23 protein-coding genes are annotated in these 24,134 nt (G+C 67.6%); 14 read left to right on the top strand and 9 right to left on the bottom strand.

Annotation, left to right across the window (positions count from 1 at the left end):
* Positions 1–86 precede the first annotated feature (86 nt).
* From glpD to CLV77_RS04160, 10 genes are all read left to right on the top strand, one after another.
* The gene (gene glpD, locus CLV77_RS04115; protein ID WP_076979131.1) at positions 87–1,715 is read left to right on the top strand and encodes a glycerol-3-phosphate dehydrogenase; all 1,629 of its coding nucleotides are present in this window, start codon (positions 87–89) and stop codon (positions 1,713–1,715) included.
* Between the two features lie 15 nt (positions 1,716–1,730).
* The gene (locus tag CLV77_RS04120) at positions 1,731–2,819 is read left to right on the top strand and encodes an ABC transporter ATP-binding protein (protein ID WP_076979130.1); all 1,089 of its coding nucleotides are present in this window, start codon (positions 1,731–1,733) and stop codon (positions 2,817–2,819) included.
* A gap of 12 nt (positions 2,820–2,831) precedes the next feature.
* On the top strand, positions 2,832–3,920 hold the full coding sequence (locus CLV77_RS04125; protein WP_076979129.1) for an ABC transporter ATP-binding protein: 1,089 nt from the start codon (positions 2,832–2,834) through the stop codon (positions 3,918–3,920).
* Positions 3,920–4,792, top strand: coding sequence for a carbohydrate ABC transporter permease (locus tag CLV77_RS04130; protein WP_085047437.1), 873 nt, complete (start codon positions 3,920–3,922; stop codon positions 4,790–4,792). Before CLV77_RS04125 ends, CLV77_RS04130 begins: the two co-directional genes overlap by 1 nt.
* Positions 4,792–5,706 (top strand): carbohydrate ABC transporter permease, encoded by a 915-nt coding sequence (locus tag CLV77_RS04135; protein WP_083707688.1) that lies wholly within the window; start codon positions 4,792–4,794, stop codon positions 5,704–5,706. Before CLV77_RS04130 ends, CLV77_RS04135 begins: the two co-directional genes overlap by 1 nt.
* A gap of 24 nt (positions 5,707–5,730) precedes the next feature.
* Positions 5,731–6,003 (top strand): DUF2160 domain-containing protein, encoded by a 273-nt coding sequence (locus tag CLV77_RS04140; protein ID WP_076979128.1) that lies wholly within the window; start codon positions 5,731–5,733, stop codon positions 6,001–6,003.
* 82 nt (positions 6,004–6,085) lie between these two features.
* Positions 6,086–7,795, top strand: a complete 1,710-nt coding sequence (locus CLV77_RS04145; protein WP_197685761.1) for an ABC transporter substrate-binding protein — start codon at positions 6,086–6,088, stop codon at positions 7,793–7,795.
* Between the two features lie 262 nt (positions 7,796–8,057).
* Positions 8,058–9,554, top strand: a complete 1,497-nt coding sequence (glpK, locus tag CLV77_RS04150; protein ID WP_076979127.1) for a glycerol kinase GlpK — start codon at positions 8,058–8,060, stop codon at positions 9,552–9,554.
* Positions 9,551–10,771, top strand: a complete 1,221-nt coding sequence (locus CLV77_RS04155; protein ID WP_076979126.1) for an iron-containing alcohol dehydrogenase — start codon at positions 9,551–9,553, stop codon at positions 10,769–10,771. Before glpK ends, CLV77_RS04155 begins: the two co-directional genes overlap by 4 nt.
* A gap of 95 nt (positions 10,772–10,866) precedes the next feature.
* A complete protein-coding gene (locus tag CLV77_RS04160; protein ID WP_076980983.1) occupies positions 10,867–11,694 on the top strand; it encodes an aspartate dehydrogenase in 828 nt (275 codons plus the stop codon).
* Between the two features lie 12 nt (positions 11,695–11,706).
* Here the strand turns inward: CLV77_RS04160 and argE are convergent, their stop codons facing one another.
* Positions 11,707–12,867, bottom strand: coding sequence for an acetylornithine deacetylase (argE, locus tag CLV77_RS04165; protein WP_076979125.1), 1,161 nt, complete (start codon positions 12,865–12,867; stop codon positions 11,707–11,709).
* A gap of 242 nt (positions 12,868–13,109) precedes the next feature.
* Here argE and CLV77_RS04170 point away from each other — a divergent pair, with 242 nt between their 5' ends.
* Positions 13,110–13,592, top strand: coding sequence for an Lrp/AsnC family transcriptional regulator (locus CLV77_RS04170; RefSeq protein ID WP_211285979.1), 483 nt, complete (start codon positions 13,110–13,112; stop codon positions 13,590–13,592).
* Between the two features lie 49 nt (positions 13,593–13,641).
* Here CLV77_RS04170 and CLV77_RS04175 read toward each other — a convergent pair whose 3' ends face one another.
* On the bottom strand, positions 13,642–13,989 hold the full coding sequence (locus tag CLV77_RS04175; protein ID WP_076979123.1) for a cupin domain-containing protein: 348 nt from the start codon (positions 13,987–13,989) through the stop codon (positions 13,642–13,644).
* A gap of 287 nt (positions 13,990–14,276) precedes the next feature.
* On the opposite strand from CLV77_RS04175, the gene CLV77_RS04180 reads away from it, so the two are divergent.
* The 3 genes from CLV77_RS04180 to CLV77_RS04190 all read left to right on the top strand — a co-directional run bounded on the left by CLV77_RS04180 (position 14,277) and on the right by CLV77_RS04190 (position 17,718).
* The gene (locus tag CLV77_RS04180; RefSeq protein ID WP_416171610.1) at positions 14,277–15,701 is read left to right on the top strand and encodes an NAD-dependent succinate-semialdehyde dehydrogenase; all 1,425 of its coding nucleotides are present in this window, start codon (positions 14,277–14,279) and stop codon (positions 15,699–15,701) included.
* A gap of 89 nt (positions 15,702–15,790) precedes the next feature.
* Complete coding sequence (locus CLV77_RS04185; RefSeq protein WP_076979121.1) at positions 15,791–17,161, top strand: aspartate aminotransferase family protein; 1,371 nt, start codon at positions 15,791–15,793, stop codon at positions 17,159–17,161.
* Between the two features lie 113 nt (positions 17,162–17,274).
* Positions 17,275–17,718 carry a VOC family protein gene (locus CLV77_RS04190; protein ID WP_076979120.1) on the top strand — a complete coding sequence of 148 codons (444 nt, stop codon included), beginning with the start codon at positions 17,275–17,277 and terminating at the stop codon, positions 17,716–17,718.
* Positions 17,719–17,862: 144 nt separating this feature from the next.
* On the opposite strand, the gene CLV77_RS04195 is transcribed toward CLV77_RS04190, so the two are convergent.
* From CLV77_RS04195 to CLV77_RS04225, 7 genes are all read right to left on the bottom strand, one after another.
* Complete coding sequence (locus tag CLV77_RS04195; protein WP_076979119.1) at positions 17,863–18,087, bottom strand: hypothetical protein; 225 nt, start codon at positions 18,085–18,087, stop codon at positions 17,863–17,865.
* A 306-nt stretch (positions 18,088–18,393) separates the two neighbouring features.
* Positions 18,394–19,062, bottom strand: a complete 669-nt coding sequence (gene gph, locus CLV77_RS04200; RefSeq protein ID WP_076979118.1) for a phosphoglycolate phosphatase — start codon at positions 19,060–19,062, stop codon at positions 18,394–18,396.
* Positions 19,059–19,616, bottom strand: coding sequence for a thioredoxin family protein (locus CLV77_RS04205; RefSeq protein WP_076979117.1), 558 nt, complete (start codon positions 19,614–19,616; stop codon positions 19,059–19,061). Before CLV77_RS04205 ends, gph begins: the two co-directional genes overlap by 4 nt.
* 84 nt (positions 19,617–19,700) lie before the next feature.
* On the bottom strand, positions 19,701–20,633 hold the full coding sequence (locus tag CLV77_RS04210) for an MBL fold metallo-hydrolase (protein ID WP_076979116.1): 933 nt from the start codon (positions 20,631–20,633) through the stop codon (positions 19,701–19,703).
* 79 nt (positions 20,634–20,712) lie between these two features.
* Positions 20,713–21,648: a CbbX protein gene (cbbX, locus tag CLV77_RS04215; protein ID WP_076980982.1), complete on the bottom strand. Its 936-nt coding sequence runs from the start codon at positions 21,646–21,648 to the stop codon at positions 20,713–20,715.
* A 177-nt stretch (positions 21,649–21,825) separates the two neighbouring features.
* Positions 21,826–22,905 (bottom strand): class II fructose-bisphosphate aldolase, encoded by a 1,080-nt coding sequence (gene fba, locus CLV77_RS04220; protein WP_076979115.1) that lies wholly within the window; start codon positions 22,903–22,905, stop codon positions 21,826–21,828.
* Between the two features lie 12 nt (positions 22,906–22,917).
* Entirely contained in the window at positions 22,918–24,123 is a 1,206-nt protein-coding gene (locus CLV77_RS04225; protein ID WP_076980981.1) for a phosphoglycerate kinase, read from the bottom strand.
* Positions 24,124–24,134: the final 11 nt, after the last annotated feature.

The following is a 24,134-nucleotide window of genomic DNA, read 5'->3' on the forward strand; positions in this document are numbered from 1 at the left end:
AGGAAAAAAATCGAACAGGTCGGATTGACTCGGGCTTTCCGGCCGTGGTTTCCTCTGCCCTGCTCGACAATGGGAGGAACGTCCGGGTGTCCACGTCGCCGACAGCGCAGGTGAGTGATCTTTTCGTCATTGGCGGCGGGATCAACGGCTGTGGCATTGCCCGGGACGCAGCCGGCCGCGGGCTGAGCGTGACGCTGGCCGAGATGGGTGACCTGGCCTCCGCAACCTCCTCGGCTTCGACCAAGCTGTTTCATGGCGGGCTGCGGTATCTTGAGTATTTCGAACTGCGCCTGGTGCGCGAGGCCCTGATCGAGCGCGAGACGCTGCTGCGCGCCATGCCGCATATCAGCTGGCCCATGCGCTTCGTGCTGCCCTACCACCCCGGCATGCGCTTTGAGGCCGAGACGCCGACCTCGCGCCTGCTGAGCCTGGTGATGCCTTGGATGCGCGGGCGGCGCCCGGCCTGGCTGATCCGGCTGGGCCTTTTCCTTTACGACACGCTGGGCGGCCGCCGCATCCTGCCGGGGACGCGCACGCTGGACCTGACCACCGGTCCCGAGGGCGCCCCCCTGCGCGAGGAGTTTCGCCGCGCCTACGAATATTCCGACTGCTGGATCGAGGATTCGCGCCTGGTGGTGCTGAACGCCCGCGATGCCGAGGCGCGGGGCGCGCGGATCCTGACCCGCCACCGCGTTGTCCGCGCCGAGCGCGAGCAGGACCTGTGGCGGATCGAGGTCGAGGCGACCGAGACGGGCACCCGCGACACCCATTACGCGCGGATGCTGATCAACGCCGCGGGGCCCTGGGTCGGTGAGGTCATCAAGGATCGCATCGACATCCGCTCGGACGAGGGGGTCCGCCTGGTGCGCGGCAGCCATATCGTGACCCGCAAGCTCTACGATCACGAGAAATGCTATTTCTTCCAGGGCGAGGACGGGCGGATCATCTTCGCCATCCCATACGAGACCGACTTCACCCTGATCGGCACCACAGATGCCGAGCATGACGACCCCGACACGCCCCCCGTCTGCACTCCCGAGGAACGCGCCTACCTGTGCCGCTTCGCCTCGCGCTATTTCCGCCGCCCCGTGACCGATGAGGATATCGTCTGGACCTATTCGGGCGTGCGGCCCCTGTATGACGACGGCGCAAGCTCGGCCACGGCCGCCACCCGCGACTACACGCTGAAGGTCGATGACCGGGGCGGGGCGCCGGTGCTGAACATCTTCGGCGGCAAGATCACCACCTACCGGCGCCTGGCCGAGGCCGCGTTGGCGCTGATCGTGCCCCATTTCGAGGCACCCGCCACCCCGGGCGGTGCGGCGCGCGAGATGCCGGGCGACTGGACCGCCGGCGTGCCCCTGCCGGGCGGCGATTTCGCCGTCGCCGAAGTGCCCGACCTGATCGCGCGGCTGCGCCAGGACTATCCCTTCCTGGATGCCTTCTGGGCGCGGCGCATGATCCGCGCCTACGGCACCGACGCTTGGGCGATCCTGGGGGCGGCCAAGGCCCCCGGTGATCTGGGCGAGGGGTTCGGCGCCACGCTGCACGCCGCCGAGGTCGAGTGGCTGATGAGCCATGAATATGCCCGCACCGCCGAGGACGTGGTCTGGCGCCGCTCCAAGCTGGGGCTGCGGCTGGGCGCTGACGAGATTACGGCCCTGGACGACTGGATGCGCCTGCATCGCGGCCGCGCCAGATCGGCCGCGGAATGAACCGGAGGAACTGAGATGACACTCGTGCTGGAAGGCGTCTCGAAGGTCGTGGAGGGGAGCACCCATATCCACCCCACCGACCTGACCCTTGAGAATGGCACCATGAACGTGCTGTTGGGGCCGACGCTTTCGGGCAAGACCTCTCTCATGCGGCTGATGGCGGGGCTGGACCAGCCCGCGACCGGCCGGATCCTGTGGGAGGGGCGCGATGTCACCGGCATGCGCGTGCAGGACCGCAAGGTCGCGATGGTCTACCAGCAGTTCATCAACTACCCGTCGATGAGCGTCTACGACAACATCGCCTCGCCCCTGCGCCTGATGGGCAAGAGCCGCGAGCAGATCGACACGGCGGTGCGCAAGGCCGCCGACCTGATGCAGTTGACCCCCTTTCTCGAGCGCAAGCCGCTGGAGCTTTCCGGCGGCCAGCAGCAGCGTTGCGCGCTGGCGCGGGCGCTGGTCAAGGACGCGGGCCTGGTGCTGCTGGACGAGCCGCTGGCGAACCTGGACTACAAGCTGCGCGAGGAACTGCGGGTCGAGATCCCCCGCATCTTCCAGGAGGCCGGCAGCATCTTCGTCTATGCCACCACCGAACCCGAAGAGGCGCTTTTGCTGGGCGGCAACACCGCCACCATGTGGGAAGGGCGCGTGACCCAGTTCGGCCCCACCCCCCAAGTCTACCGCCAGCCCGCCGATGCGACCACGGCGCGGGTCTTCTCGGACCCGCCGATGAACTTCCTCAACGTTTCGGTCACCGGCGGGCGATTGATGTTCGGCGAGGGCCAGTCGACCGAGGCGACCGGGCCGCTGGCAAGCCTGGCCGACGGGCGTTACATGGCCGGGTTCCGGCCCAACCATCTGCGCATCGCGCGCCCCACCCCCGGGGCGCTGGAATTCACCGCCCGGCTGATCGTGACCGAGCTCAGCGGCTCCGAGACATTCGTGCACCTGGACCACCACGGCGAACGCTGGGTCGGGCTGCTGCATGGTGTGCACCAGCTGGAGCAGGGGGCGGACCTGCGGGTCTATCTGGACCCCTCGCATGTCTACATCTTCGGGCAGGACGGACGGCTGATCGCGCCGGCCGCCTACGCCCTGGCAGCCTGAGGAGACGCGGCCATGGCCAAGATCACGCTCGACAACCTGGCGCATTCCTACATGCCCAACCCGAGGGGCGAAGAGGATTACGCCCTCAAGGAGCTGAACCACGACTGGGTCGACGGCGAGGCCTATGCCCTGCTGGGCGCCTCGGGCTGTGGCAAGTCCACCCTGCTCAACATCATCTCGGGGCTGCTGCAGCCCAGCCAGGGGCGGATCCTGTTCGACGACGTGGACGTGACGGCCCAGCCGACGGCGGCGCGCAACATCGCCCAGGTCTTCCAGTTTCCGGTCGTCTACGACACCATGACCGTCCGCGACAACCTGGCCTTCCCGCTGCGCAACCGGGGCGCCGATGCCGATTACGTCGCCCGCCGGGTTCAGCAGATCGCGGCCATGATCGGGATGGAGGCCGAGCTGAACCGCAAGGCTCGCGGGCTGACGGCCGATGCCAAGCAGAAGATCAGCCTGGGGCGCGGCATGGTCCGCGAGGATGTCAACGCGCTGCTTTTCGACGAGCCGCTGACCGTCATCGACCCCCACATGAAGTGGGAGCTGCGGACCCAGCTGAAATCGCTGCACAATCAGTTCGGCCACACCATGATCTACGTCACTCACGACCAGACCGAGGCGCTGACCTTCGCCGACAAGGTGGTGGTCATGCACGACGGCCGGGTGGTCCAGATCGGCACGCCGGAAGAGCTGTTCGAGACGCCCCAGCACACGTTCGTGGGCTATTTCATCGGCTCGCCCGGCATGAACGTCATGCCCGCCCGGATCGAGGGCGATCAGGCCTATGTCAACGGCACCAGCTTGCCGCTGGGCCGGGGGTACGGCCCGCTGAGCGGCAAGGTCGAGATCGGGATCCGCCCCGAATACGCCCGCCTGTCCGACAGCGAGGGTCTGCCGGTCAATATCCGCCGGGTCGAGGACGTGGGCCGCCACCAAATCGTGCGCGCCGACTGCTTCGGCCACGACCTCAACATCATTGTCGACGAGGGCGCCGGCATCGGCGCCGACATGACCCGCGTCAGCTTCGATCCCGCCCGGATCAATGTCTATGCCGACGACTGGCGGGTCGAGGGTCAGGCCACGGGGAGGGCCGCGTGATGAACAAGACGATCAACCAGAAAGCCTGGTTCCTCGTGCTGCCGGTACTGGTGCTGGTGGCCTTCTCGGCGGTGATCCCGCTGATGACGGTGGTCAACTACTCGGTTCAGGACACGTTCGGCGGCAATCAGTTCTTCTGGGCCGGTCTGGAGTGGTTCGACGAGCTTCTCCATTCCGAACGGATGTGGGATGCGCTGGGCCGTCAGCTTGCCTTCTCGGCGATCATTCTGGCGATCGAGGTGCCGCTGGGCATCTTCGTGGCGCTGAACATGCCCAAGAAGGGATTCTGGGCCTCGCTCTGCCTTGTGCTGATGTCGCTGCCGCTGCTGATCCCGTGGAACGTGGTCGGCACCATCTGGCAGATTTTCGGCCGGGTCGACATCGGTCTGCTGGGCCACACGCTGGACAAGCTGGGGATCTCCTACAACTACACCCAGGATTTCCTGGCCGCCTGGGCCACGGTCATCGTCATGGACGTGTGGCACTGGACCTCGCTGGTGGCGCTGCTGGCCTATGCTGGCCTGCAATCCATCCCCGACGCCTATTACCAGGCGGCCAAGATCGACCAGGCCAGCCGCTGGAAGGTCTTCCGCTACATCGAGCTGCCGAAAATGCAGGGCGTGCTGATGATCGCGATCCTGCTGCGGTTCATGGACAGCTTCATGATCTATACCGAGCCTTTCGTCGTCACCGGCGGCGGGCCGGGCAACGCGACCACCTTCCTCAGCATCGACCTGGTGAAGATGGCGCTGGGACAGTTCGACCTGGGCCCCGCGGCCGCCTTCAGCCTGATGTACTTCCTGGTGATCCTGCTGATCTCGTGGGTGTTCTACACCGTGATGACCAATCTCGACAAAAGGGATGGGCTGTGATGACCGACATTCGCACCGATGCCCCCGGCCGCACGCACGACGCCATTCCCGGCGCCGTGACGGCCAGCCCCGCAGCCACCACAACCGAGGCCGCCCGGCCGCGCCGCGCCGCCCGCGTCAACGGCAGCGCCATCGTCATGGGGCTTTACCTGCTGTTTCTGATGCTGCCGATCTACTGGCTGCTGAACATGAGCCTGAAGACCAATTCCGAGATCCTCAGCACCTTCTCGCTGTGGCCGCAGAACCTGACGCTGGCTAATTACGAGACCATCCTGACCGACGCCAGCTGGTACATGGGCTACGTCAACTCGATCATCTACGTGACCCTGAACACCGTGATCTCGATCACCGTGGCGCTGCCGGCGGCCTATGCCTTCTCGCGCTATTCGTTCATGGGCGACAAGCACCTGTTCTTCTGGCTGCTGACCAATCGCATGGCGCCGCCCGCGGTCTTCGCGCTGCCGTTCTTCCAGCTTTATTCCAGCGTCGGGCTGTTCGACACCCATATCGCCGTGGCGCTGGCGCACACGCTTTTCAACGTGCCGCTGGCGGTCTGGATCCTGGAAGGGTTCATGCGCGGCGTGCCCCGCGAGATCGACGAGACGGCCTATATCGATGGCTATTCCTTTCCGCGCTTCTTCGTGCGGATCTTCATGCCCCTGATCGCCAGCGGCATCGGCGTCGCGGCCTTCTTCTGCTTCATGTTCTCCTGGGTCGAGCTTCTGCTGTCGCGCACGCTGACCTCGGTCGAGGCCAAGCCGATCGCGGCGACCATGACGCGCACGGTCTCGGCCTCGGGGCTGGACTGGGGCGTGCTGGCCGCCGCCGGGGTGCTGACGATCGTGCCCGGCGCTCTCGTGATCTATTTCGTCCGCAACTACATCGCCAAGGGCTTTGCCCTGGGCCGGGTCTGACCCGCGAAGAAAGGAAGACACGCAATGGACTGGATGGCCTGGACACTGCCGACCGCGATCTTCTTCGGAGTGATCGCCCTTTTGCTGCTGACGTTCACCGTGCTTGCGATCCGATTTCCCGAGACGCCGCGCACCGGCATTCTCAGGATCGAGACGACGCGCGGGGACCGGCTTTTCATCACCCTTCTGGGCTCGGCCTTCATCAACCTGGCCTGGCTTGGACTGGTCGGCGCGGACCAATGGTATGCGCTGATCCTCTGCCTGATCTACGCCGTGGCGGTGTTCCGCTGGGTCTGAGACGGCCACGAGATCCGCATCGGGCGATCAACGCCCGGGCACCTGAGACGACTGCACGTTTCCGAATAACTGGGAGGAAGACATGACAATTTCACTGAAATCAACCACGGCCCTGGCGCTTGCGCTGGGTCTCATGGCGGGCCCCGGCCACGCCGGGATGGAGGAAGCCAAGCAGTTCCTCGATTCCGAGATCGACAACTCGACCCTGTCGCGCGCCGACCAGGAAGCCGAGATGCAATGGTTCGTCGACGCGGCCCAGCCCTTCGCCGGGATGGAGATCAAGGTGGTGTCCGAGACGATCACCACCCACGAGTACGAATCCAAGGTGTTGGCGCCCGCCTTCACCGCGATCACCGGCATCAAGATCACCCACGACCTGATCGGCGAGGGCGATGTCGTCGAGAAGCTGCAGACACAGATGCAGTCGGGCGAGAACATCTACGACGCCTACATCAACGACAGTGACCTGATCGGCACCCACTGGCGTTACCAGCAGGCGCGCAACCTGACCGACTGGATGGCGGGCGAGGGGCAGGACGTCACCAACCCCGGCCTCGACATCGAGGATTTCATCGGGTTGCAGTTCACCACCGGCCCCGACGGCAAGCTCTACCAGATGCCGGACCAGCAGTTCGCCAACCTCTACTGGTTCCGCCACGACTGGTTCACCGACCCCGACCTGATGGCCGAGTTCAAGGAGAAATACGGCTACGACCTGGGCGTGCCGGTCAACTGGTCCGCCTACGAGGACATCGCCGAGTTCTTCACCGGCCGCGAGATCGACGGCCAGACCGTCTATGGCAACATGGATTACGGCAAGAAGGACCCCAGCCTCGGCTGGCGCTTCACCGATGCCTGGATGTCCATGGCCGGCATGGGCGACAAGGGTGAGCCGAACGGCCTGCCGGTCGACGAATGGGGCATCCGCGTCAACGAGAACAGCCAGCCCGTCGGCTCCTGCGTGGCGCGCGGCGGTGCCACCAACTCTCCGGCCGCTGTCTACGCGATCGAGAAATACACCAAGTGGCTGAACGAGTATTCGCCCCCCTCGGCCGCGGGCATGGTCTTCTCCGAGGCAGGGCCCGTTCCGGCACAGGGCGCCATCGCGCAGCAGATGTTCTGGTACACCGCCTTCACCGCCGACATGGTGGGCGACGGCGCCAAGGCCGTGCTGAACGAGGATGGCACGCCCAAGTGGCGCATGGCCCCCAGCCCCCACGGTGCCTATTGGGAAGAGGGCATGAAGGTCGGCTATCAGGACGCCGGTTCCTGGACGCTGATGAAATCCACCCCGGTGGATCGCGCCAAGGCGGCCTGGCTCTATGCCCAGTTCGTCACCTCCAAGACCGTGGACGTCAAGAAAAGCCATGTCGGCCTGACCTTCATCCGCGAAAGCTCCATACAGCACGAAAGCTTCACCGAGCGTGCGCCGAAGCTGGGCGGTCTGGTCGAGTTCTACCGCTCGCCCGCCCGGACCCAGTGGTCGCCGACCGGCACCAACGTGCCCGACTATCCCAAGCTGGCACAGCTGTGGTGGCAGAACATCGGGGATGCCTCTTCGGGTGCGAAATCCGCCCAGGAAGCCCTCGACAGCCTCTGCGCCCAGCAGGAGCGCGTTCTCGAACGGCTTGAGCGCGCCGGCGTCCAGGGCGACCTCGGTCCCAAGATGAACGAGGAGAAGGATCCCCAGGAATGGCTCTCGCAGCCCGGTGCCCCCAAGGCCAAGCTGGAGAACGAGGATCCCGAGCCGCAGACCGTTTCCTATGACGAGCTGATCGCCTCCTGGAAATAGAACCTCCCGGGTCGGGGCGCGGTGTGCCCCGGCCATTCGACCGGCCGGGGTCCGCGGGCCCCGGCCATTTCGTGACCGGCCCCGGCCACCCGCTGACCACCCGCCGGCCGCGGGATCGCCCGATCACCACCGCGGGAATGCGGGTTTCCATCCGTGCGACCTGCTGCCAATCTGACGGTCGGTCCTTCCGCGCCCCCCGCCGGAAAGGCCCGGGGATTCCCGTTGGATCCCCCTTCGGACAAGACGACAAGACAGGTGCGACATGACCCATATCCTGGCCATCGATCAGGGCACGACCTCCAGCCGCGCGATCCTTTTCGACGCGAAGATGCGCCCGGTCGCCACCGCGCAGGAAGAGTTCACCCAGCATTTCCCCGACTCTGGCTGGGTCGAACATGATCCCGACGATCTGTGGTCCACCACCGCCGGCACCTGCCGCCAGGCGATCGAACGGGCGGGTCTGGGCGCCGGCGACATCACCGCCATCGGCATCACCAACCAGCGCGAGACGACGATCGTCTGGGACCGCGAGACGGGCCGCGCGATCCACAACGCCATCGTCTGGCAGGACCGGCGCACCGCCGACACCTGCCGCGCCCTGCGCGACCAGGGGCTGGAAGAGACGGTGACCGACCGCACCGGCCTGCTGCTGGATCCCTATTTCTCGGGCACCAAGCTGAAGTGGATCCTGGACAATGTCGACGGCGCGCGCGAACGCGCCCGGCAGGGCAAGCTGCTGTTCGGCACGGTCGATTGCTACCTGATCTGGAAGCTGACGGGCGGGGCGGTCCATGCCACCGACGCCACCAACGCGGCCCGCACCCTGCTTTACGACATCCGCAAGGGCCGTTGGAGCCGGACGATGTGCGAGATGCTCGACATCCCGCCCCAGATGCTGCCCGAGGTGCGCGATTGCGCCGCCGATTTCGGCACCACGCGCCCCGATCTTTTCGGCCGGCCTATCCCAATCCTGGGCGTCGCGGGCGATCAGCAGGCCGCGACCCTGGGCCAGGCCTGTTTCAAGCCGGGGATGATGAAATCCACCTATGGGACGGGGTGTTTCGCGCTGCTCAACACCGGCGATCGGCCGGTTGCCTCGAAGAACCGGCTGCTGACGACCATCGCCTATCAGCTTGACGGCAAGCCGACCTATGCGCTCGAAGGCTCGATCTTCATTGCGGGGGCGGTGGTGCAATGGCTGCGTGACGGGCTGCGGATGATCCGCCAGGCGCCCGAGGTCCAGCCCCTGGCCGAGGGGGCCGACCCGGCCCAGAACCTGATTCTGGTGCCGGCCTTCGTGGGCCTCGGCGCGCCCTACTGGAGCGCCGAGAGCCGGGGCGCGATCTTCGGGCTGACCCGGGGATCGGGGCCGGCCGAGTTTGCCCGCGCGGCGTTGGAAAGCGTGGGCTTCCAGACCCGCGATCTGCTGGAGGCCATGCGCGCCGATTGCGGCGAGGCCTTCGATGAGGGCGGCGCGGTCCTGCGGGTCGACGGCGGCATGAGCGCCAGCGACTGGACCATGCAGTTCCTGTCGGACATCATCGGCGCCCCGGTCGACCGGCCCGCCATCCTCGAGACCACGGCGCTGGGTGCGGCCTGGCTGGCGGGGATGCGCGCGGGGATCTACCCCGACCCAGAGGAATTCGCCCGCGGCTGGTCCCTTGATCGCCGGTTCGAGCCCGCGATGGCCGAGGACATGCGCGCCCGTCGCTACGACGGCTGGAAAGCCGCTGTCCGCGCCACCATGAGCTTGGCATGAGCAACGTCACGCATCAGCGCCCCCCGGGCGTCTTCGCCTTTGCCAGCGCCGGTCAGATCCGCTTTGGCCGGGGCACCGCCGCCGAGGCACCGGCCGCCATCGCCGAGCTGGCTGCCCCGCGCCGCAAGGGCCCCGGCGCCCCTCACGTCCTGGTCGTCCACGGCGCCGACGCCACCCGCGCGGCCTGGCTGCTGGAGGGGCTTCGGGCGCTGAACATCCGCGTCCTCGGCTGGCCCTGCGCGGCAGAGCCGGACCTGGCGAGCCTGGAACAGGCGCTTGCGGCGGCGCGCGAGTTCGGCGCCCACGCGGTCTGTGCCATCGGGGGCGGGGCGGCGATCGACCTGGGCAAGGCTGTGGCCGGGCTGCTGGACGCCGACAGCGCGCCCATGGACCACCTGGAGGTGGTCGGGCGCGGCATGCCCCTGCAGGTGCCCCCGGCACCCTTCGTCGCCATCCCCACCACCGCCGGCACGGGGGCCGAGGTCACGCGCAACGCGGTGATCGGCGTGCCCGAGCATCGGCGCAAGGTCTCCCTGCGCGATCCGCGCATGCTGCCCGACCTGGCCATCGTCGACCCGGCGCTGACCGACGGCGCACCGCGCGGCGTCACCCTGGCCTCGGGGCTGGACGCCGTGACCCAGGTGATCGAGCCTTTCGTCTGCACCCGCGCCAACCCGATGACCGACGCGCTGTGCCGCGACGCGATCCCCCGGGGGCTGTCGGCGCTGGCGGTGCTGATGGATGCAAAGGCCGGTGCCGAGGCCTTGCGGACGGCGCGGGACGACATGGCGCTGGTCTCGCTTTTTGGCGGGCTGGCCCTTGCCAACTCGGGGTTGGGCGCGGTTCACGGGCTGGCGGGAGTGATCGGCGGCGAAGTTCCGGGCGCGCCCCACGGCGCGATCTGCGGCGCGCTTTTGCCCTTCGTCCTGGAGGCCAACGCGACGGCCCTGGCGACCGGCGAGGCCGGCGCCGACAGCCCCTCCGCCCGCATCGCCTGGGTGCAGGGGAAGATGGCGGCGATTGCCGGCGGGGAGGGGGCCCAGACCTTCGCCGATTGGAGCCACGGGCAGGGCCTGCCGCGCCTGTCGGACATGGGGCTTGACCCCACCAGCCACGTCCGCGTGGCCGAGGCCGCCGGCGCCTCCTCATCGATGAAGGCAAACCCAGCCCCCCTGGGGGTGGCCGAGCTGCGCGCGGTGCTGGAACGCGCGGGCTGAGGCGGGGCGACCCTCTCGGCGGCTAACCCGGGCTGGCAGGGGCGAGCGTGCCGCGCTATGCCGGTCATGCGGGACATGGCAGCGGGGAGGGCGCGATGCATCTGGGAGTGATCGGACTGGGCGCCATCGGGCAGGCGCTGATCGCGGCGCTGGACGGGCGCGACGGATCCTTCGGCGTCACCCGCCTCAGCCTCCTGGCGCGAACCGAAAGCCGCGCGACCGCCCAATCCCACCTGACCGCAGGCGGTCCGCTGGCCCGTGACGCCCATGTCTATACGGACGCCACGGACCTTGCCGCAGCCCGCCCGGACCTTGTAGTGGAATGCGCCGGGCACGCGGCGGTGACGGCCCATTTGCCTGTCGTTTTGAGGTCCGGGATCGACGTGGTCCTCGCCTCGGTCGGAAGTCTTGCGGGCAAGGGGTGCGAGGCACTTCTGCGCCGTGCGGCGGAGGAGGGGGGGGCGCGGCTGATCCTGCCCTCGGGCGCGATCGGGGGGATCGACCTGGTCTCGGCGCTGGCCCTCTCGGGGCAGCCGATGCAACTGCAATACCGGGGCATCAAGCCGCCCGCCGCCTGGGCCGGATCACCGGCCGAGACGCGGCTGGACCTGGGCAAGGTCACAGAGCCCGCCGTCCATTTCACCGGCACCGCGCGCGAGGCCGCGACCGCCTATCCCAAGAACGCCAACGTGGCCGCCACCCTGGCGCTGGCCGGTCCGGGGCTGGATCATGTCACGGTCGAGCTGATCGCGGATCCCGACGCCACCGGCAATATCCATGACTACACGGTGACCACCGACGCGGCGCGCATCGCCATGCGCATCGAAGGACGCGCCAGCGCCGGCAACGCCCGCACCTCGGCCTCGACCATGCTCAGCCTGCTGCGGGAGATACGCAACCGCACCGGCCACGTGGTTATCTAAGCCGAAAGCCCCTCAGGCCCGCAGCCGCGCGCCCAGGCCCGACAGCATGTCGAGGCAACGGCGCATCTCGTCCAGGCTGACGAATTCGTTTGCCTTGTGGGCCTGGGCGATGGAGCCCGGACCGCACAGAACCGCGCTCATGCCCATGGACTGAAAAAGCCCCGCCTCGGTGCCGAAGGCAACGACATCGGCGCTGTTGGCGCCGGTCAGTTCGGCGACAAGATGGCGGGCCTCGTTCTCGGGCATGGGCTCCAGCCCCTCGACCTCGCCGATGACAAGTGTCTCGATGAAGGCGGCGGGGCTGACCCGGCGCATGGCCGGCAGCAGCACTTCGTCGCGATAGCGGTCGATGCGCTCCTTGACGAACTCTCGATCCTCGTTGGTGACGGGACGCATTTCCCAGTCGACCTGGCAGCGCCCTGCGATGACGTTATGGGCAACGCCCCCCTCGACGCGGCCGATCTGAAGCGTACTCCAGGGCGGATCGAAGGGGCTTTCGGCGGGCGCGCGGGTCTGAAGCTCTTCGCGCAGGTCCAGAAGGCGGGCGATGTAGCGGCTGGCGTATTCGACGGCCGAGACCCCCAGATCGGGCTGCGATCCGTGACCCTCCAGCCCGTGAAAGACAGTGGAGTATTCGCAACAGCCCTTGTGCCCTTCGATGATGCGCATCTCGGTCGGCTCGCCGATGATGGCCATGGCCGGGCGGATGTTGGCGGCCTTCAGCTCCTCGACCAGATGGCGGGCGCCGATGCAACCGACCTCCTCGTCATAGGTGAAGGACAGGTGCAGGGGGCGACGTAGCGGGGCGGCCGCCCACTCGGGTGCCAGCGCCATGCAGGCGGCGATGAACCCCTTCATGTCGCAGCTTCCCCGCCCGTAGAGGCGCCCGTCGGCGCGGCGCATGGTGAAGGGATCGCCCTGCCAGTCGGGTTCCTGTGCCGGGACCACGTCGCTATGGCCCGAAAGGACGATGCCGCCGTCGCCTTCGGGGCCGATGGTGGCGAAAAGGTTGGCCTTGGTGCCGGAGGGATCCTGCATCAGGCGCACCTGGGCGCCGATATCGCCCAGCCGGTCCGCGAGATAGGCGATCATCTCGAGGTTGCTGTCGGCGGAAACCGTGGGAAAGGCGATCAGGTCGCCGAGGATGTCGATGCTGCGCTCAAGATCGGACAAGGGAGGGCCTTTCGCGGACGGGTGGCTTTGCCCGGTTATTCCACGTCCGCGCGCCCGCTCCAACCGCTTGCGCGCCAAGTGCGTGGCCTAGGAGCGGGCCTGCCAAGAATTCGCCCCGATATATGCGGGTAAGAACATGCGGGCCAGAACACGCGCCCCGAACACGCGCCCCCGTGCGCCGGGGCGCGGCCTGTGCTAGGCCGCTTTCATCCCCGCCCGCCACGCAACAAGGAGGCATGATGCTGAAGCTGGACGATCGCGACATTGCCATCCTGCGAGTGCTGGCGGCCGAGGGGCGCATCTCGAAGGCCGAGCTGGCCAAGCGCGTCAACCTCAGCCCCACCCCGACCTGGGAGCGCCTGCGCCGGCTGGAAGCCTCGGGCGTCATCCGGGGCTATCACGCCGACATCGACCTCGGCATCGTGGCGGCGCGGGTCGAGGTCTTCGTCACCGCCGAGATCGAGCGTCACCGCGCCGCCGATTTCGCCGCTTTCGAAGAGGCGATGCAGGCCCGCGACGAGGTGGCGGGCTGCTGGGCACTGGGCGGCGGCTTTGACTATCTGTTGCAGATCGTGGTGCCCGACATCGACCGCTACCAGCGGTTCATGGACGAGCTTTTGCAAGGCGACCTGGGGCTGGCCCGCTACTACACCTACATCGTCACCAAGCCGGTCAAGCAGCCAGGCGGCGGCATGGCCCTGCCGCCCGGGTTCGCCCCGGGCTGATGCCGCGCCGGGGCAGGCCTCAGCCCGGTTGAGTAACCGCCGATCCCGATCAGCCCATGGCCACGGGCTTGAGCGGATAGCGGTCCGGTTCTTCAAAGACATCGATGATGCGCGCACCGGCCTTCAGCCGCGCCGAATGTTCGACCCCTGCGGGGATATTCCAACTGTCGCCGGGTTTGCGGGTGCGGGTCTCACCATCGATTGTCAGCTCGATCTCGCCGGCGACCAGCGTGCCCCATTGGCCAAGATGCGCGTGGGCCGGGATCTCGCAATCCTGGTGGACGGTGAAGAAGACGACGATGCCCGCGTCCGAGCGCAGGACATTGGTGCTGACCACGTCCTCGGGAAGGGGGATGTCGATGGCCGGAAAGGCGCGCATGAAATCGGGAAAATCCATCGAAAGTCTCCGTCGTTGCGGGGTGTTGGGGGGATTCGCATTTCAGACTAGCAGATCGCGCGGAGCAGGTGTGGCCGGGGCTGAACAGACGATCCTGCCTGCGCCGAACCGCCCATTCCGAGGATTCTGCTGCCCCAAGCGGCGGTTTGGACGAACCCTCGCCGCGAGAGGGGACAGAATGGGGCATCAGCCATCATTCCAGACGGAGGCCCGTTCCCATGAATGCGATCACCCGCCACAACCTGCCCGACACGCCGATCCTGCGCCACCTGTCCGACCGGCGGCTGATGCGCTGTTTCTCTTACGTCGACGGGCGCTGGTGCGGCGCCGCCGACGGGGGCCTTCTCGCAGTGAGCGATCCGGCCACTGGCGCGTGGCTGGGGGACGTGGCCTGTCTGGGGGCCGATGACAGCGCCCTTGCGGTCGACGCGGCGCAGCGGGCCTTTGCCAGCTGGTCGGCGATGCTGCCCCAGGACCGCGCCGCGATCCTGCGCCGCTGGTTCGAACTGATGCAGGAGAACCGCGAGGACCTCGCCCTTCTGATGACGCTGGAGCAGGGCAAGCCGCTGTCGGAATCCCGCGGCGAGATCGACTACGCCGCCTCGTTCCTGGAATTCTACGCCGAAGAGGCCCGCCGTCCCAATATCGAGGGGATCACCAGCCACCTGCCCGATGCCGAGGTCGAGCTGTGGCGCGAACCGGCGGGCGTCGCGGCGCTGGTCACGCCCTGGAATTTCCCTGCGGCCATGCTGACGCGCAAGGCGGGGGCCGCGCTTGCCGCCGGCTGCACCGTGCTGGCCCACCCCTCGGCCGAGACGCCCTTCTCGGCCCTGGCGCTGGCCGAACTGGCCGAGCGGGCGGGCGTGCCCGCCGGTGTCTTCAACGTGGTGACGGGTCTGGCACCCGTGGTGGTCAAGGCCTGGACCGACGATCCGCGCGTGCGGGTGCTGTCCTTCACCGGCTCGACCGAGGTGGGGCGGCTGCTTTACGAAGCCTCGGCGGCCTCGATCAAGACGCTGGTGCTGGAACTGGGCGGGCACGCCCCGGTGCTGGTCTTCGACGACGCGCCGCTGGAGCGGGCTGTGACCGAGACCATCAAGGCCAAGTTCGCCACCTCGGGCCAGGATTGCCTGGGGGCGAACCGGATCTTCGTTCAGCGCGGAATCTATGATGCCTTCTGCGCCCGCTTCGCCGAAGCGACCGGCGCGCTGAGCGTCGGCGCGGGGATGGAGGACCCGGACATCGGCCCGCTGATGAACGAAAAGGCCGTCGCCAAGCAGGAGGCCCATGTCGCCGACGCGCTGGCGCGGGGCGCGCGGTTGCTGTGCGGCGGGGCGCGCCACGCCAAGGGGCCGCTTTTCTACCAGCCGACGGTGCTGGCCGACGTTCCCGCCGAGGCCGCCATCCTGCATGAGGAAACCTTCGGCCCCGTGGCCGCCATCATCCCCTTCGATACCGAGGAGGAGGTGACCACGCGCGCCAACGACACCGAATACGGGCTGGTCGCCTACCTGCACACGCAGGATCCGCGCCGCATCTATCGGCTCAGCCGGGCGCTGCAATTCGGCATGGTGGCGGTCAACCGCACCAAGGTCACCGGCGCGCCCATCCCCTTCGGCGGGTTCAAGCAATCGGGTCTGGGGCGCGAAGGGTCGCGCTTCGGGCTCGAGGCCTTCACCGAGATCAAGTACGTCTGCCGCGACTGGGGCTGACCCGGCGCGCAGGACCACCCATGCGGCGCGGGGCCCCGGCAAAGGGCCCCGCCGTCACGACCGACCGAGCGAACGAAAAAGGAATGACAATGCTGACGAACGACCAACTGGCCCAGTGGGACCGCGAGAATTTCTTCCACGCCTCGACCCATCTGGCCCAGCACGCCCGCGGCGAGACGCCGACCCGCGTCATCACCGGCGGCAAGGGCTGCCATATCGAGGATCGCGACGGCCGCAAGCTGCTGGACGCCTTCGCCGGGCTTTACTGCGTCAACGCCGGCTACGGCCGCCCCGAGATCGCGGACGCCATCGCCGAGCAGGCGCGCGAGCTGGCCTATTACCACGCCTATGTCGGCCACGGCACCGAGGCCAGCATCACCCTTGCCAAGATGGTTCTGGACCGCGCCCCGGCCCATATGTCCAAGGTCTATTTCGGCCTTTCGGGATCGGACGCGAACGAAACCAACATCAAGCTGATCTGGTATTACAACAACATCCTCGGCCGGCCCGAAAAGAAGAAGATCATCAGCCGCTGGCGGGGCTACCACGGCTCGGGGCTGATGACCGGCTCGTTGACGGGTCTGGAGCTGTTTCACAACAAGTTCGACCTGCCGCTGGCACAGGTGCTGCACACCGAGGCGCCCTATTACTACCGCCGCGATGATCTGAACCAGACCGAGGCGCAGTTCACCCAGCATTGCGTGGACGCGCTGGAAGCGATGATCGAGCGCGAGGGCGCCGACACCATCGCCGCCTTCATCGGCGAGCCTGTTCTGGGCACCGGCGGCATCGTCCCCCCGCCCGAAGGCTATTGGGAGGCGATCCAAGAGGTGCTGAAAAAGCACGACATCCTGCTGGTCGCCGACGAGGTCGTCACCGGTTTCGGCCGTCTGGGGAGCATGTTCGGATCCGAGCATTACGGCATGACCCCCGATCTTATCACTATCGCCAAGGGTCTGACCTCGGCCTATGCGCCGCTGTCGGGCTCGATCGTGTCGGACAAGATGTGGAAGGTTCTGGAACAGGGCACCGACGAGAACGGCCCAATCGGCCACGGCTGGACCTACTCGGCCCACCCCATCGGCGCCGCTGCAGGGGTCGCCAACCTGAAGCTGCTGGACGATCTGAACCTGATCGCCAACGCGGGCGAGACGGGCGCCTATCTGAACGCTGCCATGCACGACGCGCTGGGCGATCATCCCAATGTGGGCCAGATCCGGGGCGAGGGGATGCTTTGCGCGGTCGAACTGGTCGAGGACCGCGAGACGCGCCGCTACTTCGATCCCTCGGCCAAGGTGGGCGCCACGGTGGCGGCCGCGCTTTTTGCCGACGGGGTGATCGGCCGGGCCATGCCCCAGGGCGACATCCTGGGCTTTGCGCCGCCCTTCTGCCTCAGCCGCGACGAGGCCGACGAGATCGTTGCCAAGACCGTCAAGGCGATCAAATCCGCAGGCCTGTGACCGGCGCCTGAGCTTCGCGGGCCGCCCGGCGCGGCCCGCACCCCCATTTGGTCCCGGCTGGCCCCGCCCCCCCTGGCTGCTATATGCCGACGGGAGTCACCAAGGAGAATCCGATGAAATTCCTGCACACGATGGTCCGCGTCCGCGACGTGGACGCCTCGCTTGATTTCTACTGCAACAAGCTGGGGCTGGTGGAGACACGGCGCACCGAGAACGAGGCCGGCCGCTTCACCCTGATCTTCCTCGCCGCCCCCCGGGACCGCGAAACCGCCGAGGCCGAGCAGGCGCCCGAACTGGAGCTGACGTACAACTGGGACGGGGACGAGGTCTACCAGACCGGCCGAAGCTGGGGGCACCTCGCCTATCGGGTCTCGGATATCTACGCCACCTGCCAGAAGCTGATGGACGCGGGCGTCACCATCAACCGGCCCCCGCGCGACGGGCGGATGGCCTTCATCAAGTCGCCGGACGACGTCTCGATCGAGCTTTTGCAGGAAGGTAAGGCGCTGGCCCCGGCCGAGCCTTGGGCGTCCATGGAGAACACCGGAAGCTGGTAGGCGCGCGCCTGACGCGAAGGGCCCGGGGGCTGTCGCCCCCGCGGCCCGATCCCGCGCCGCGAAGGTTCGCCCGGCGGACGGGCGTGCGATCGGGGGCGGAAAGGGGAGGGATCCGGGCGCCCCCGCGGCCCGAGACACCGGGTCTTACTTCTGGGAGATCGAGTCCATCGCAACCTGGGCGATGTCGGTGCGGGCAATGCCCATGCCTTCCAGCTCGCGGTCGGTCTTGGCGTCCAGCTCCATGTAAAGGCGGTAGGCGGCAAAGCCCGCGAAGATGCCCAGCGGATCCAGCGACAGGTTGCGCGGCAGCAGCGAGGCGAAGAAGCTGCGCAGGTCACCGTTCGGGCGGGAAATCAGGGTATCGGCCATTACATTCTCCAATCATTTGCTGCACTGCAACATATTGGTGAGCTCATGGAAAGCAATGGTAATTAGGCCCACGCAAGGCGGCGTTTCGCCCTGTGCATGGCTCGCCGTTCGCGCCGTTTGCTGCAACTGCGAAAGATCGTAGCACCTCGCACGCGCTTTCATTGTCGCGAAAATATCCCCGCCGGAGGCTCCGGTTCCCGGCCAAGGGAGCCTCCGGCGGGGATATTTCGACGACAATGAAGCCCTGCGGGGATCAGTGCCGCGCCGCCCCTACAGGACAGAAAGGGCGGCGCGGCTTCGGCGTGGCTAGGTCGGTTCGACCACGCCGAATCTCTTGTCGATGTAGCGGCCCAGCTGATCGTAGTGATCGAAGGCCAGCACGTGGGGCAGGCTTTCCACCGGCGCCTTGCGGTAGCCGGGGGTGAAGAGGGCAAAGTCGAGCCCCGCCGCGCGGGCGGTCTCGGCGTCGACCTCGCTGTCGCCCACGTAGAGGATATTGGTGGCGCCGAGCGATCTGACCGTGTGCTGCAACGGCGCGGGGTCGGGTTTCTTCACCGGCAGGCATTCCCCGCCCACCAGCATGTCGAACCGGCCCAGCAAGTCGAAATGGCCCAGCACGGCGCGGGTCGCCTCTATCGGCTTGTTGGTGCAGACGCCCAGTCGGAAGCCGCGCTTTTGCAGCCGCTCCAAGAGTGCTGGCACGCCGGGGTAAAGCTCGGTCAGGTTCACGGCAGACTCGTAGATGTCGTAGAAGCGCCGGGACATGCGGGCGTGCAGCTCGGGCGTCTCCTCGACGCCCGAGGCGGCGATCACGCGCGAAATCAGCACGCCCACGCCATTGCCGATGAAGCCGCGCACCTGCTCGAAGGGCAGGGGCGGCAGCCCCTCGGCCTTGAGGACCACGGCCGAGGCCGCGTGGATGTCGGGCGCGCTGTCGATCAGCGTGCCGTCGAGGTCGAAGATGATGGCCTTCATGCGGGTTCCTTCCATTTGATCGAACAGCCCATCGAGGGCACCTGGTCGGCCGGGCCCTTTCCGGTTTCGGCCACCTGGCGCATCGCCTCGTAAAGATCGCGTCTGAGGTCCTCGGGACCGGCGGCCTTGCCCGAGGCGTCGAGCCGGCCGCGGTACTGCAGCTCCAGCCCGGCGTCGAAGCCGAAGAAATCGGGGGTGCAGGCGGCGCCGTAGGCGCGCGCGACCTGCTGGTCGGTGTCGTGCAGGTAGGGGAAGGGGAAATCGCGGTCCCGGGCCACCGCTTGCATCGCCTCGAAACTGTCGGCGGGATAGGCCACGCTGTCGTTGGAGTTGATTGCCACCACCGAAACGCCCAGCGGCGCGAGGTCGCGGGCGTCGCGCAGGATCCGGTCCAGCACGGCCTTCACATAGGGGCAGTGGTTGCAGATGAACATGACCAGCGTGCCGCGCGGGCCCGCCAGGTCGGACAGGGCGTGCCGCTTGCCGTCGGTGCCGGGCAGCGCGAAATCGGGCGCCTTCCATCCGAAGTCGCACACAGGGGGGGTGACGGCCATCGCCGGTCCTCCATTCCAAGGGCGCGCGGGCCGGGGCCCGGGCGCGGCTTCAGTCAGGCGAACGGACGAAGGCCGCCGCCGCAATCACTCCACGGCCACGAAACGGTAGCCGTCGTCTGTCTTCTCGGCCCGGCCGATGCCGGGGGTGGGCAGGTGGAAGCCGATCATCGGCATCTTTGCCGCCGCGATCTGGTCCAGCAGCGCCACGCGGGTGGCGATCCCCTTCTCGGCGTCCTGGTCGGCGCCCGAGGCGATCTCGGGGCGCTCGAAGGCGATGTGGTGGTTGCCGATGGCGTCGCCCACGATCATCGCGCTTTCGCCGCCCAGGGCGACCTCGAAGGCCATGTGGCCGGGGGTGTGGCCGAAAGTGGCGCGGGCGGCGACGCCCGGCAGGATCTCGGCGCCGTCATCGAAGAACTCGATCCGGTCCTCGACCGCTTCCAGCCGGCGCTGGGCGCCCACCGCAAAGGAGGCCCGTGCCTCGCCGATCGTGTCGACGGTCTCGGGGTCAATCCAGTAATCCCACTCGCTGCGCCCGATCATATAGGAGGCCTCGGGGAAGATGGGATCGTCGAACTCGTCCAGCAGACCCCAGAGGTGGTCCGGGTGGGCATGGGTGAAGACGACGTGGGTGACGTCGTCCGGGGTCAGGTCGACCGCGTCCAGCGCCTCGGTCAACTTGCCGGCGCTGGGCATGAAGTCGGGGCCGGAGCCCACGTCGAACAGCACCACCCGGTCGCCGTCGCGCAGCAGCGTGACGTTGCAGTCGGGCGTGTAGCTGTCGCCGGTCACGCCGTGTTTTTCCAGGATCGGGCGCAGGGCTGCGGCATCGACGCCCTCGGCCGTCAGAAAGCCCATCGGCAGCACCAGGTTGCCGTCGCTCAGGGTGTCGAGGCTGCGGCCGTCGGCCTCCAGCCGGGCATTTGCCCAGGCACGGGTGGGCAGGATGGGGCCGAGCCCCGCGGTCAACAGGCCGGCCGAACCGGTCCCAAGCAGTGTTCTGCGCGTAATCTTCACGTCGGATCCTCCCAAACATTCGCTGTTTGGAATATGGCCCGCCCGGAGAAGCGGCGCAAGCGACGGGGGCTGGGGGCGCTCATCCCTCGGTGCCTGCGGGCCCGGGCGTCTGGCGCGCGGGGTCCAGACCGCCCTTGAAGACGCGGCTGACGCGGATGTCCTCACTGGTGATGGTCGAAAGCGCCATGGCGTCCAGCGGCCCACTTGCGGTTCGCAACAGGCGGCTGGCCTGGCGCAGGCGGGCGCGGTCCAGCGCGTTGCGGATCGAACGGGCGTTGGCGAAATGCGGCTGTCCCCGGCGCAGCGTGACGTATTCGCGCAGCGCCTCCTGGGCGCTGTCGTCCAGCACGTAGTTCTGTTTGCTCAGCATGACGCCGGCGATCTTCTCCAGCTCGGTGTCGCTGTAGTCGGGGAATTCGATGTGGTGGGCCATGCGCGAGCGGAAGCCGGGGTTGGATGCAAAGAAGCGGTCCATGCGTTCGGCGTAGCCCGCAAGGATCACCACCAGATCGTCGCGGTTGTTCTCCATGACCTGAAGCAGGATCTCGATGGCTTCCTGCCCGTAGTCGCGTTCGTTTTCAGGGCGGTAGAGGTAATAGGCCTCGTCGATGAAAAGCACGCCGCCCATCGCCCTCTTCAGCGCCTCTTTGGTCTTGGGCGCGGTGTGGCCGATGTATTGGCCGACAAGATCGTCGCGGGTCACGGTGACCAGATGGCCTTTGCGCACATAGCCTAGGCGGTGCAGCAGATCGGCCATCTTGAGTGCCACGGTCGTCTTGCCGGTGCCGGGGTTGCCGGTGAAGCTCATGTGAAGGGTGGGGGTCTCGGTGGCCAGACCCAACTGGCGGCGGGCCTGATCGACCAGCAGAAGGGCGGCGGTTTCCTTGATGCGGTCCTTGACCGGTCCGAGGCCGATCATCGTCTCGTCGAGTTCGCGCAGCACCTCGCGGACGCCGCTTTGCTCAAAGGCAGCGGCGAGGTCCACACTGGTCGGCGGGGCCGGCGTGTCACTCATCTCGTTCACGGGTCGCTCCTTCGATCTGGGGCACCCGGGCGGCGAGGCGTCCGGGTGCAAGAGGAGGGGGGCAGGCGTCGCGTGTGCCGTCGGCCGCGTGCAGGGCGCAGCTTCCGATCAAGGCCGGCAACGTCTGCTTATTATCCGCCAACACTATCGGTTCCTTCCTGATGGGCTTCAGGCGGCCTTGGAGGAAGCGATTTGCGGGTCAAGCGCGCCACTGGCGTAGCGTTTGGCCATTTCGTCCATCGAGACGGGCTTGATCTTGCCGGCCTGACCGGCCGTGCCGAACCGCTCGAACCGGTCGCGGCACAGGTCCTCCAGTTCCTTCATCGCGGGGATCAGGAACTTGCGAGGGTCGAACTCGGCAGGGTTCGAGGTGGCGATCTTGCGGAACTGTCCGGCCATCGCCATGCGGCAGTCTGTGTCGATGTTGACCTTGCGCACACCCATGCTGATGCCGCGCTCGATCTCTTCGACGGGCACGCCGTAGGTCTGGGGCATCTGGCCGCCGTTGGCGTTGATCAGGTCCTGCAGCGCCTGCGGCACCGAGGACGAGCCGTGCATCACCAGATGGGTGTTGGGCAGCTTCTGGTTGATCTGGCGGATCGTTTCCATCGACAGGATGTCGCCATCGGGCTTGCGGCTGAACTTGTAGGCCCCGTGGCTGGTGCCGCAGGCGATGGCCAGCGCATCGCATTTGGTACGGGCGACGAAATCGACGGCTTGATCGGGATCGGTCAGAAGCTGATCGTGGCTGAGCTTGCCGACCGCGCCCGACCCGTCCTCTTCGCCGGCCTCGCCGGTCTCGAGGCTGCCAAGAACGCCCAGCTCGCCCTCGACCGAGGCACCGACCGCGTGGGCGGTTTCGGTGACGCGGCGGGTGATGTCGACGTTGTAGTCATAGGAGGCGGGCGTCTTCATGTCCTCTTCCAGCGAGCCGTCCATCATCACGCTGGTGAAGCCGTGGCGGATGGCCGAGAAGCAGGTGGCCTCGTTGTTGCCGTGGTCCTGATGCATGACCATGTGGGTGTCGGGGAACATCTCGGCCAGCGCCTGCACCATGTGGCGCAGCATGATGTCGCCGGCGTAGGAGCGGGCGCCGCGGCTGGCCTGCAGGATCACGGGGGCGTCGCAGGCGGCGGCGGCCTTCACGATCGCCAGACCCTGTTCCATGTTGTTGATGTTGAAGGCGGGCACGCCGTAGCCATTCTCGGCGGCATGATCCAGCAATTGTCTGAGGGTGATGAGTGCCATTTGCGTCTCTCCTTATGCGGCGCGGGCGGCGCGTTGCAGCGCGGCGATGCCCGGCAATGTCCGGCCTTCGAGCCATTCCAGAAATGCGCCGCCGGCGGCGGACACATAGGTGAAGTCCTGCGTCGCGTTGGCGGCGTTCAGCGCGGCCACGGTGTCGCCGCCCCCCGCCACCGCCGTAACGAGGCCGCGGGCCGCCAGCCGGCCCGCGTGGGCGGCAAGCCGCGTCGTGGCGCGGTCGAATGGCGGCATCTCGAACGCGCCCAGCGGCCCGTTCCAAAGGATCGTCGCGGCGCCCGACAGCTCCTGCTCGAAGGCCCGGGTGCTGCGCTCGCCGGCGTCGAGGATCATCGCGTCCTCGGGGCAGGCGTGGGCGGGCAGGGCCTCCCAGGCGGCGCCGGCGGCGAATTCGCGGGCGACGATCACGTCATGGGGCAGCATCAGGCGGCACCCGGCGTCCTTCGCGGTCGCCCGGATCTCGGCCACCACCTCGAGGCAGTCGGCCTCGTGCAGGGATCGCCCGACGTTGCAGCCGTCGGCGAAAAGGAAGGTGTTGGCCATGCCGCCGCCGATGATGATCGTGTCCATCCGCTGCACCAGATTGCGCAGCACCGCGATCTTGCTGGAGACCTTGGCGCCGCCGACGATCGCGACGCAGGGCCGGGTGGGGGTCTCGAGCGCGGTCGTGAGCGCCTCGATCTCCTCCATCAGCAGGGGGCCGGCACAGGCGGGCATCATGCGTGCAACGGCCTCGGTCGAGGCATGGGCGCGGTGGGCGCAGGAGAAGGCGTCGTTGACATAGACATCGCCCAGCAGGGCGAACTGGGCAGCGAGGGCCGGATCGTTGGCCTCCTCGCCGGGGTTGTAGCGCACGTTCTCGCACAACAGCGCCTCGCCATCGGCAAGGCTTTCGCTGAGGGTCACGGCCGACTGGCCACAGCTTATGTCCGAGAAAAGGACCCGCGCGCCCATGGCCTTCGAGAGCAGCGGACGCAGCTTGTCGACCGAGTAGGTCGGGTCCATGTCGCCCTCGGGCCGGCCCATGTGGGTGAGGATCACCAGCCGCGCCCCGGCGGCGAGAAGCGGGCGCATGCCGGCGGCGAACCGCTCCAGCCGGGTCGCGTCGGTGACGCGGCCGTCCTGCATCGGCACATTCAGGTCGGCGCGCACCAGCAGGCGAAGACCCCGCACGTCCAGGTCGGTGACCGGGCGGATATCCATGTTCGCCACGC

It is taken from the genome of Brevirhabdus pacifica (genome assembly GCF_002797755.1).
In the GTDB taxonomy this organism is placed as follows: Bacteria; Pseudomonadota; Alphaproteobacteria; order Rhodobacterales; family Rhodobacteraceae; genus Brevirhabdus; species Brevirhabdus pacifica.

What these genes read in the sequence shown, in the direction of transcription:
- CLV77_RS04120 (WP_076979130.1), top strand. Translation starts at nt 1,731, where the DNA reads ATGACACTCGTGCTGGAAGGCGTCTCGAAGGTCGTGGAGGGGAGCACC.
- CLV77_RS04125 (WP_076979129.1), top strand. Translation starts at nt 2,832, where the DNA reads ATGGCCAAGATCACGCTCGACAACCTGGCGCATTCCTACATGCCCAAC.
- CLV77_RS04130 (WP_085047437.1), top strand. Translation starts at nt 3,920, where the DNA reads ATGAACAAGACGATCAACCAGAAAGCCTGGTTCCTCGTGCTGCCGGTA.
- CLV77_RS04135 (WP_083707688.1), top strand. Translation starts at nt 4,792, where the DNA reads ATGACCGACATTCGCACCGATGCCCCCGGCCGCACGCACGACGCCATT.
- CLV77_RS04140 (WP_076979128.1), top strand. Translation starts at nt 5,731, where the DNA reads ATGGACTGGATGGCCTGGACACTGCCGACCGCGATCTTCTTCGGAGTG.
- CLV77_RS04145 (WP_197685761.1), top strand. Translation starts at nt 6,086, where the DNA reads ATGACAATTTCACTGAAATCAACCACGGCCCTGGCGCTTGCGCTGGGT.
- glpK (WP_076979127.1), top strand. Translation starts at nt 8,058, where the DNA reads ATGACCCATATCCTGGCCATCGATCAGGGCACGACCTCCAGCCGCGCG.
- CLV77_RS04155 (WP_076979126.1), top strand. Translation starts at nt 9,551, where the DNA reads ATGAGCAACGTCACGCATCAGCGCCCCCCGGGCGTCTTCGCCTTTGCC.
- CLV77_RS04160 (WP_076980983.1), top strand. Translation starts at nt 10,867, where the DNA reads ATGCATCTGGGAGTGATCGGACTGGGCGCCATCGGGCAGGCGCTGATC.
- CLV77_RS04175 (WP_076979123.1), bottom strand. Translation starts at nt 13,989, where the DNA reads ATGGATTTTCCCGATTTCATGCGCGCCTTTCCGGCCATCGACATCCCC.
- CLV77_RS04180 (WP_416171610.1), top strand. Translation starts at nt 14,277, where the DNA reads ATGCGCTGTTTCTCTTACGTCGACGGGCGCTGGTGCGGCGCCGCCGAC.
- CLV77_RS04185 (WP_076979121.1), top strand. Translation starts at nt 15,791, where the DNA reads ATGCTGACGAACGACCAACTGGCCCAGTGGGACCGCGAGAATTTCTTC.
- CLV77_RS04190 (WP_076979120.1), top strand. Translation starts at nt 17,275, where the DNA reads ATGAAATTCCTGCACACGATGGTCCGCGTCCGCGACGTGGACGCCTCG.
- CLV77_RS04195 (WP_076979119.1), bottom strand. Translation starts at nt 18,087, where the DNA reads ATGGCCGATACCCTGATTTCCCGCCCGAACGGTGACCTGCGCAGCTTC.
- gph (WP_076979118.1), bottom strand. Translation starts at nt 19,062, where the DNA reads ATGAAGGCCATCATCTTCGACCTCGACGGCACGCTGATCGACAGCGCG.
- CLV77_RS04205 (WP_076979117.1), bottom strand. Translation starts at nt 19,616, where the DNA reads ATGGCCGTCACCCCCCCTGTGTGCGACTTCGGATGGAAGGCGCCCGAT.
- cbbX (WP_076980982.1), bottom strand. Translation starts at nt 21,648, where the DNA reads ATGAGTGACACGCCGGCCCCGCCGACCAGTGTGGACCTCGCCGCTGCC.
- fba (WP_076979115.1), bottom strand. Translation starts at nt 22,905, where the DNA reads ATGGCACTCATCACCCTCAGACAATTGCTGGATCATGCCGCCGAGAAT.
- CLV77_RS04225 (WP_076980981.1), bottom strand. Translation starts at nt 24,123, where the DNA reads ATGGATATCCGCCCGGTCACCGACCTGGACGTGCGGGGTCTTCGCCTG.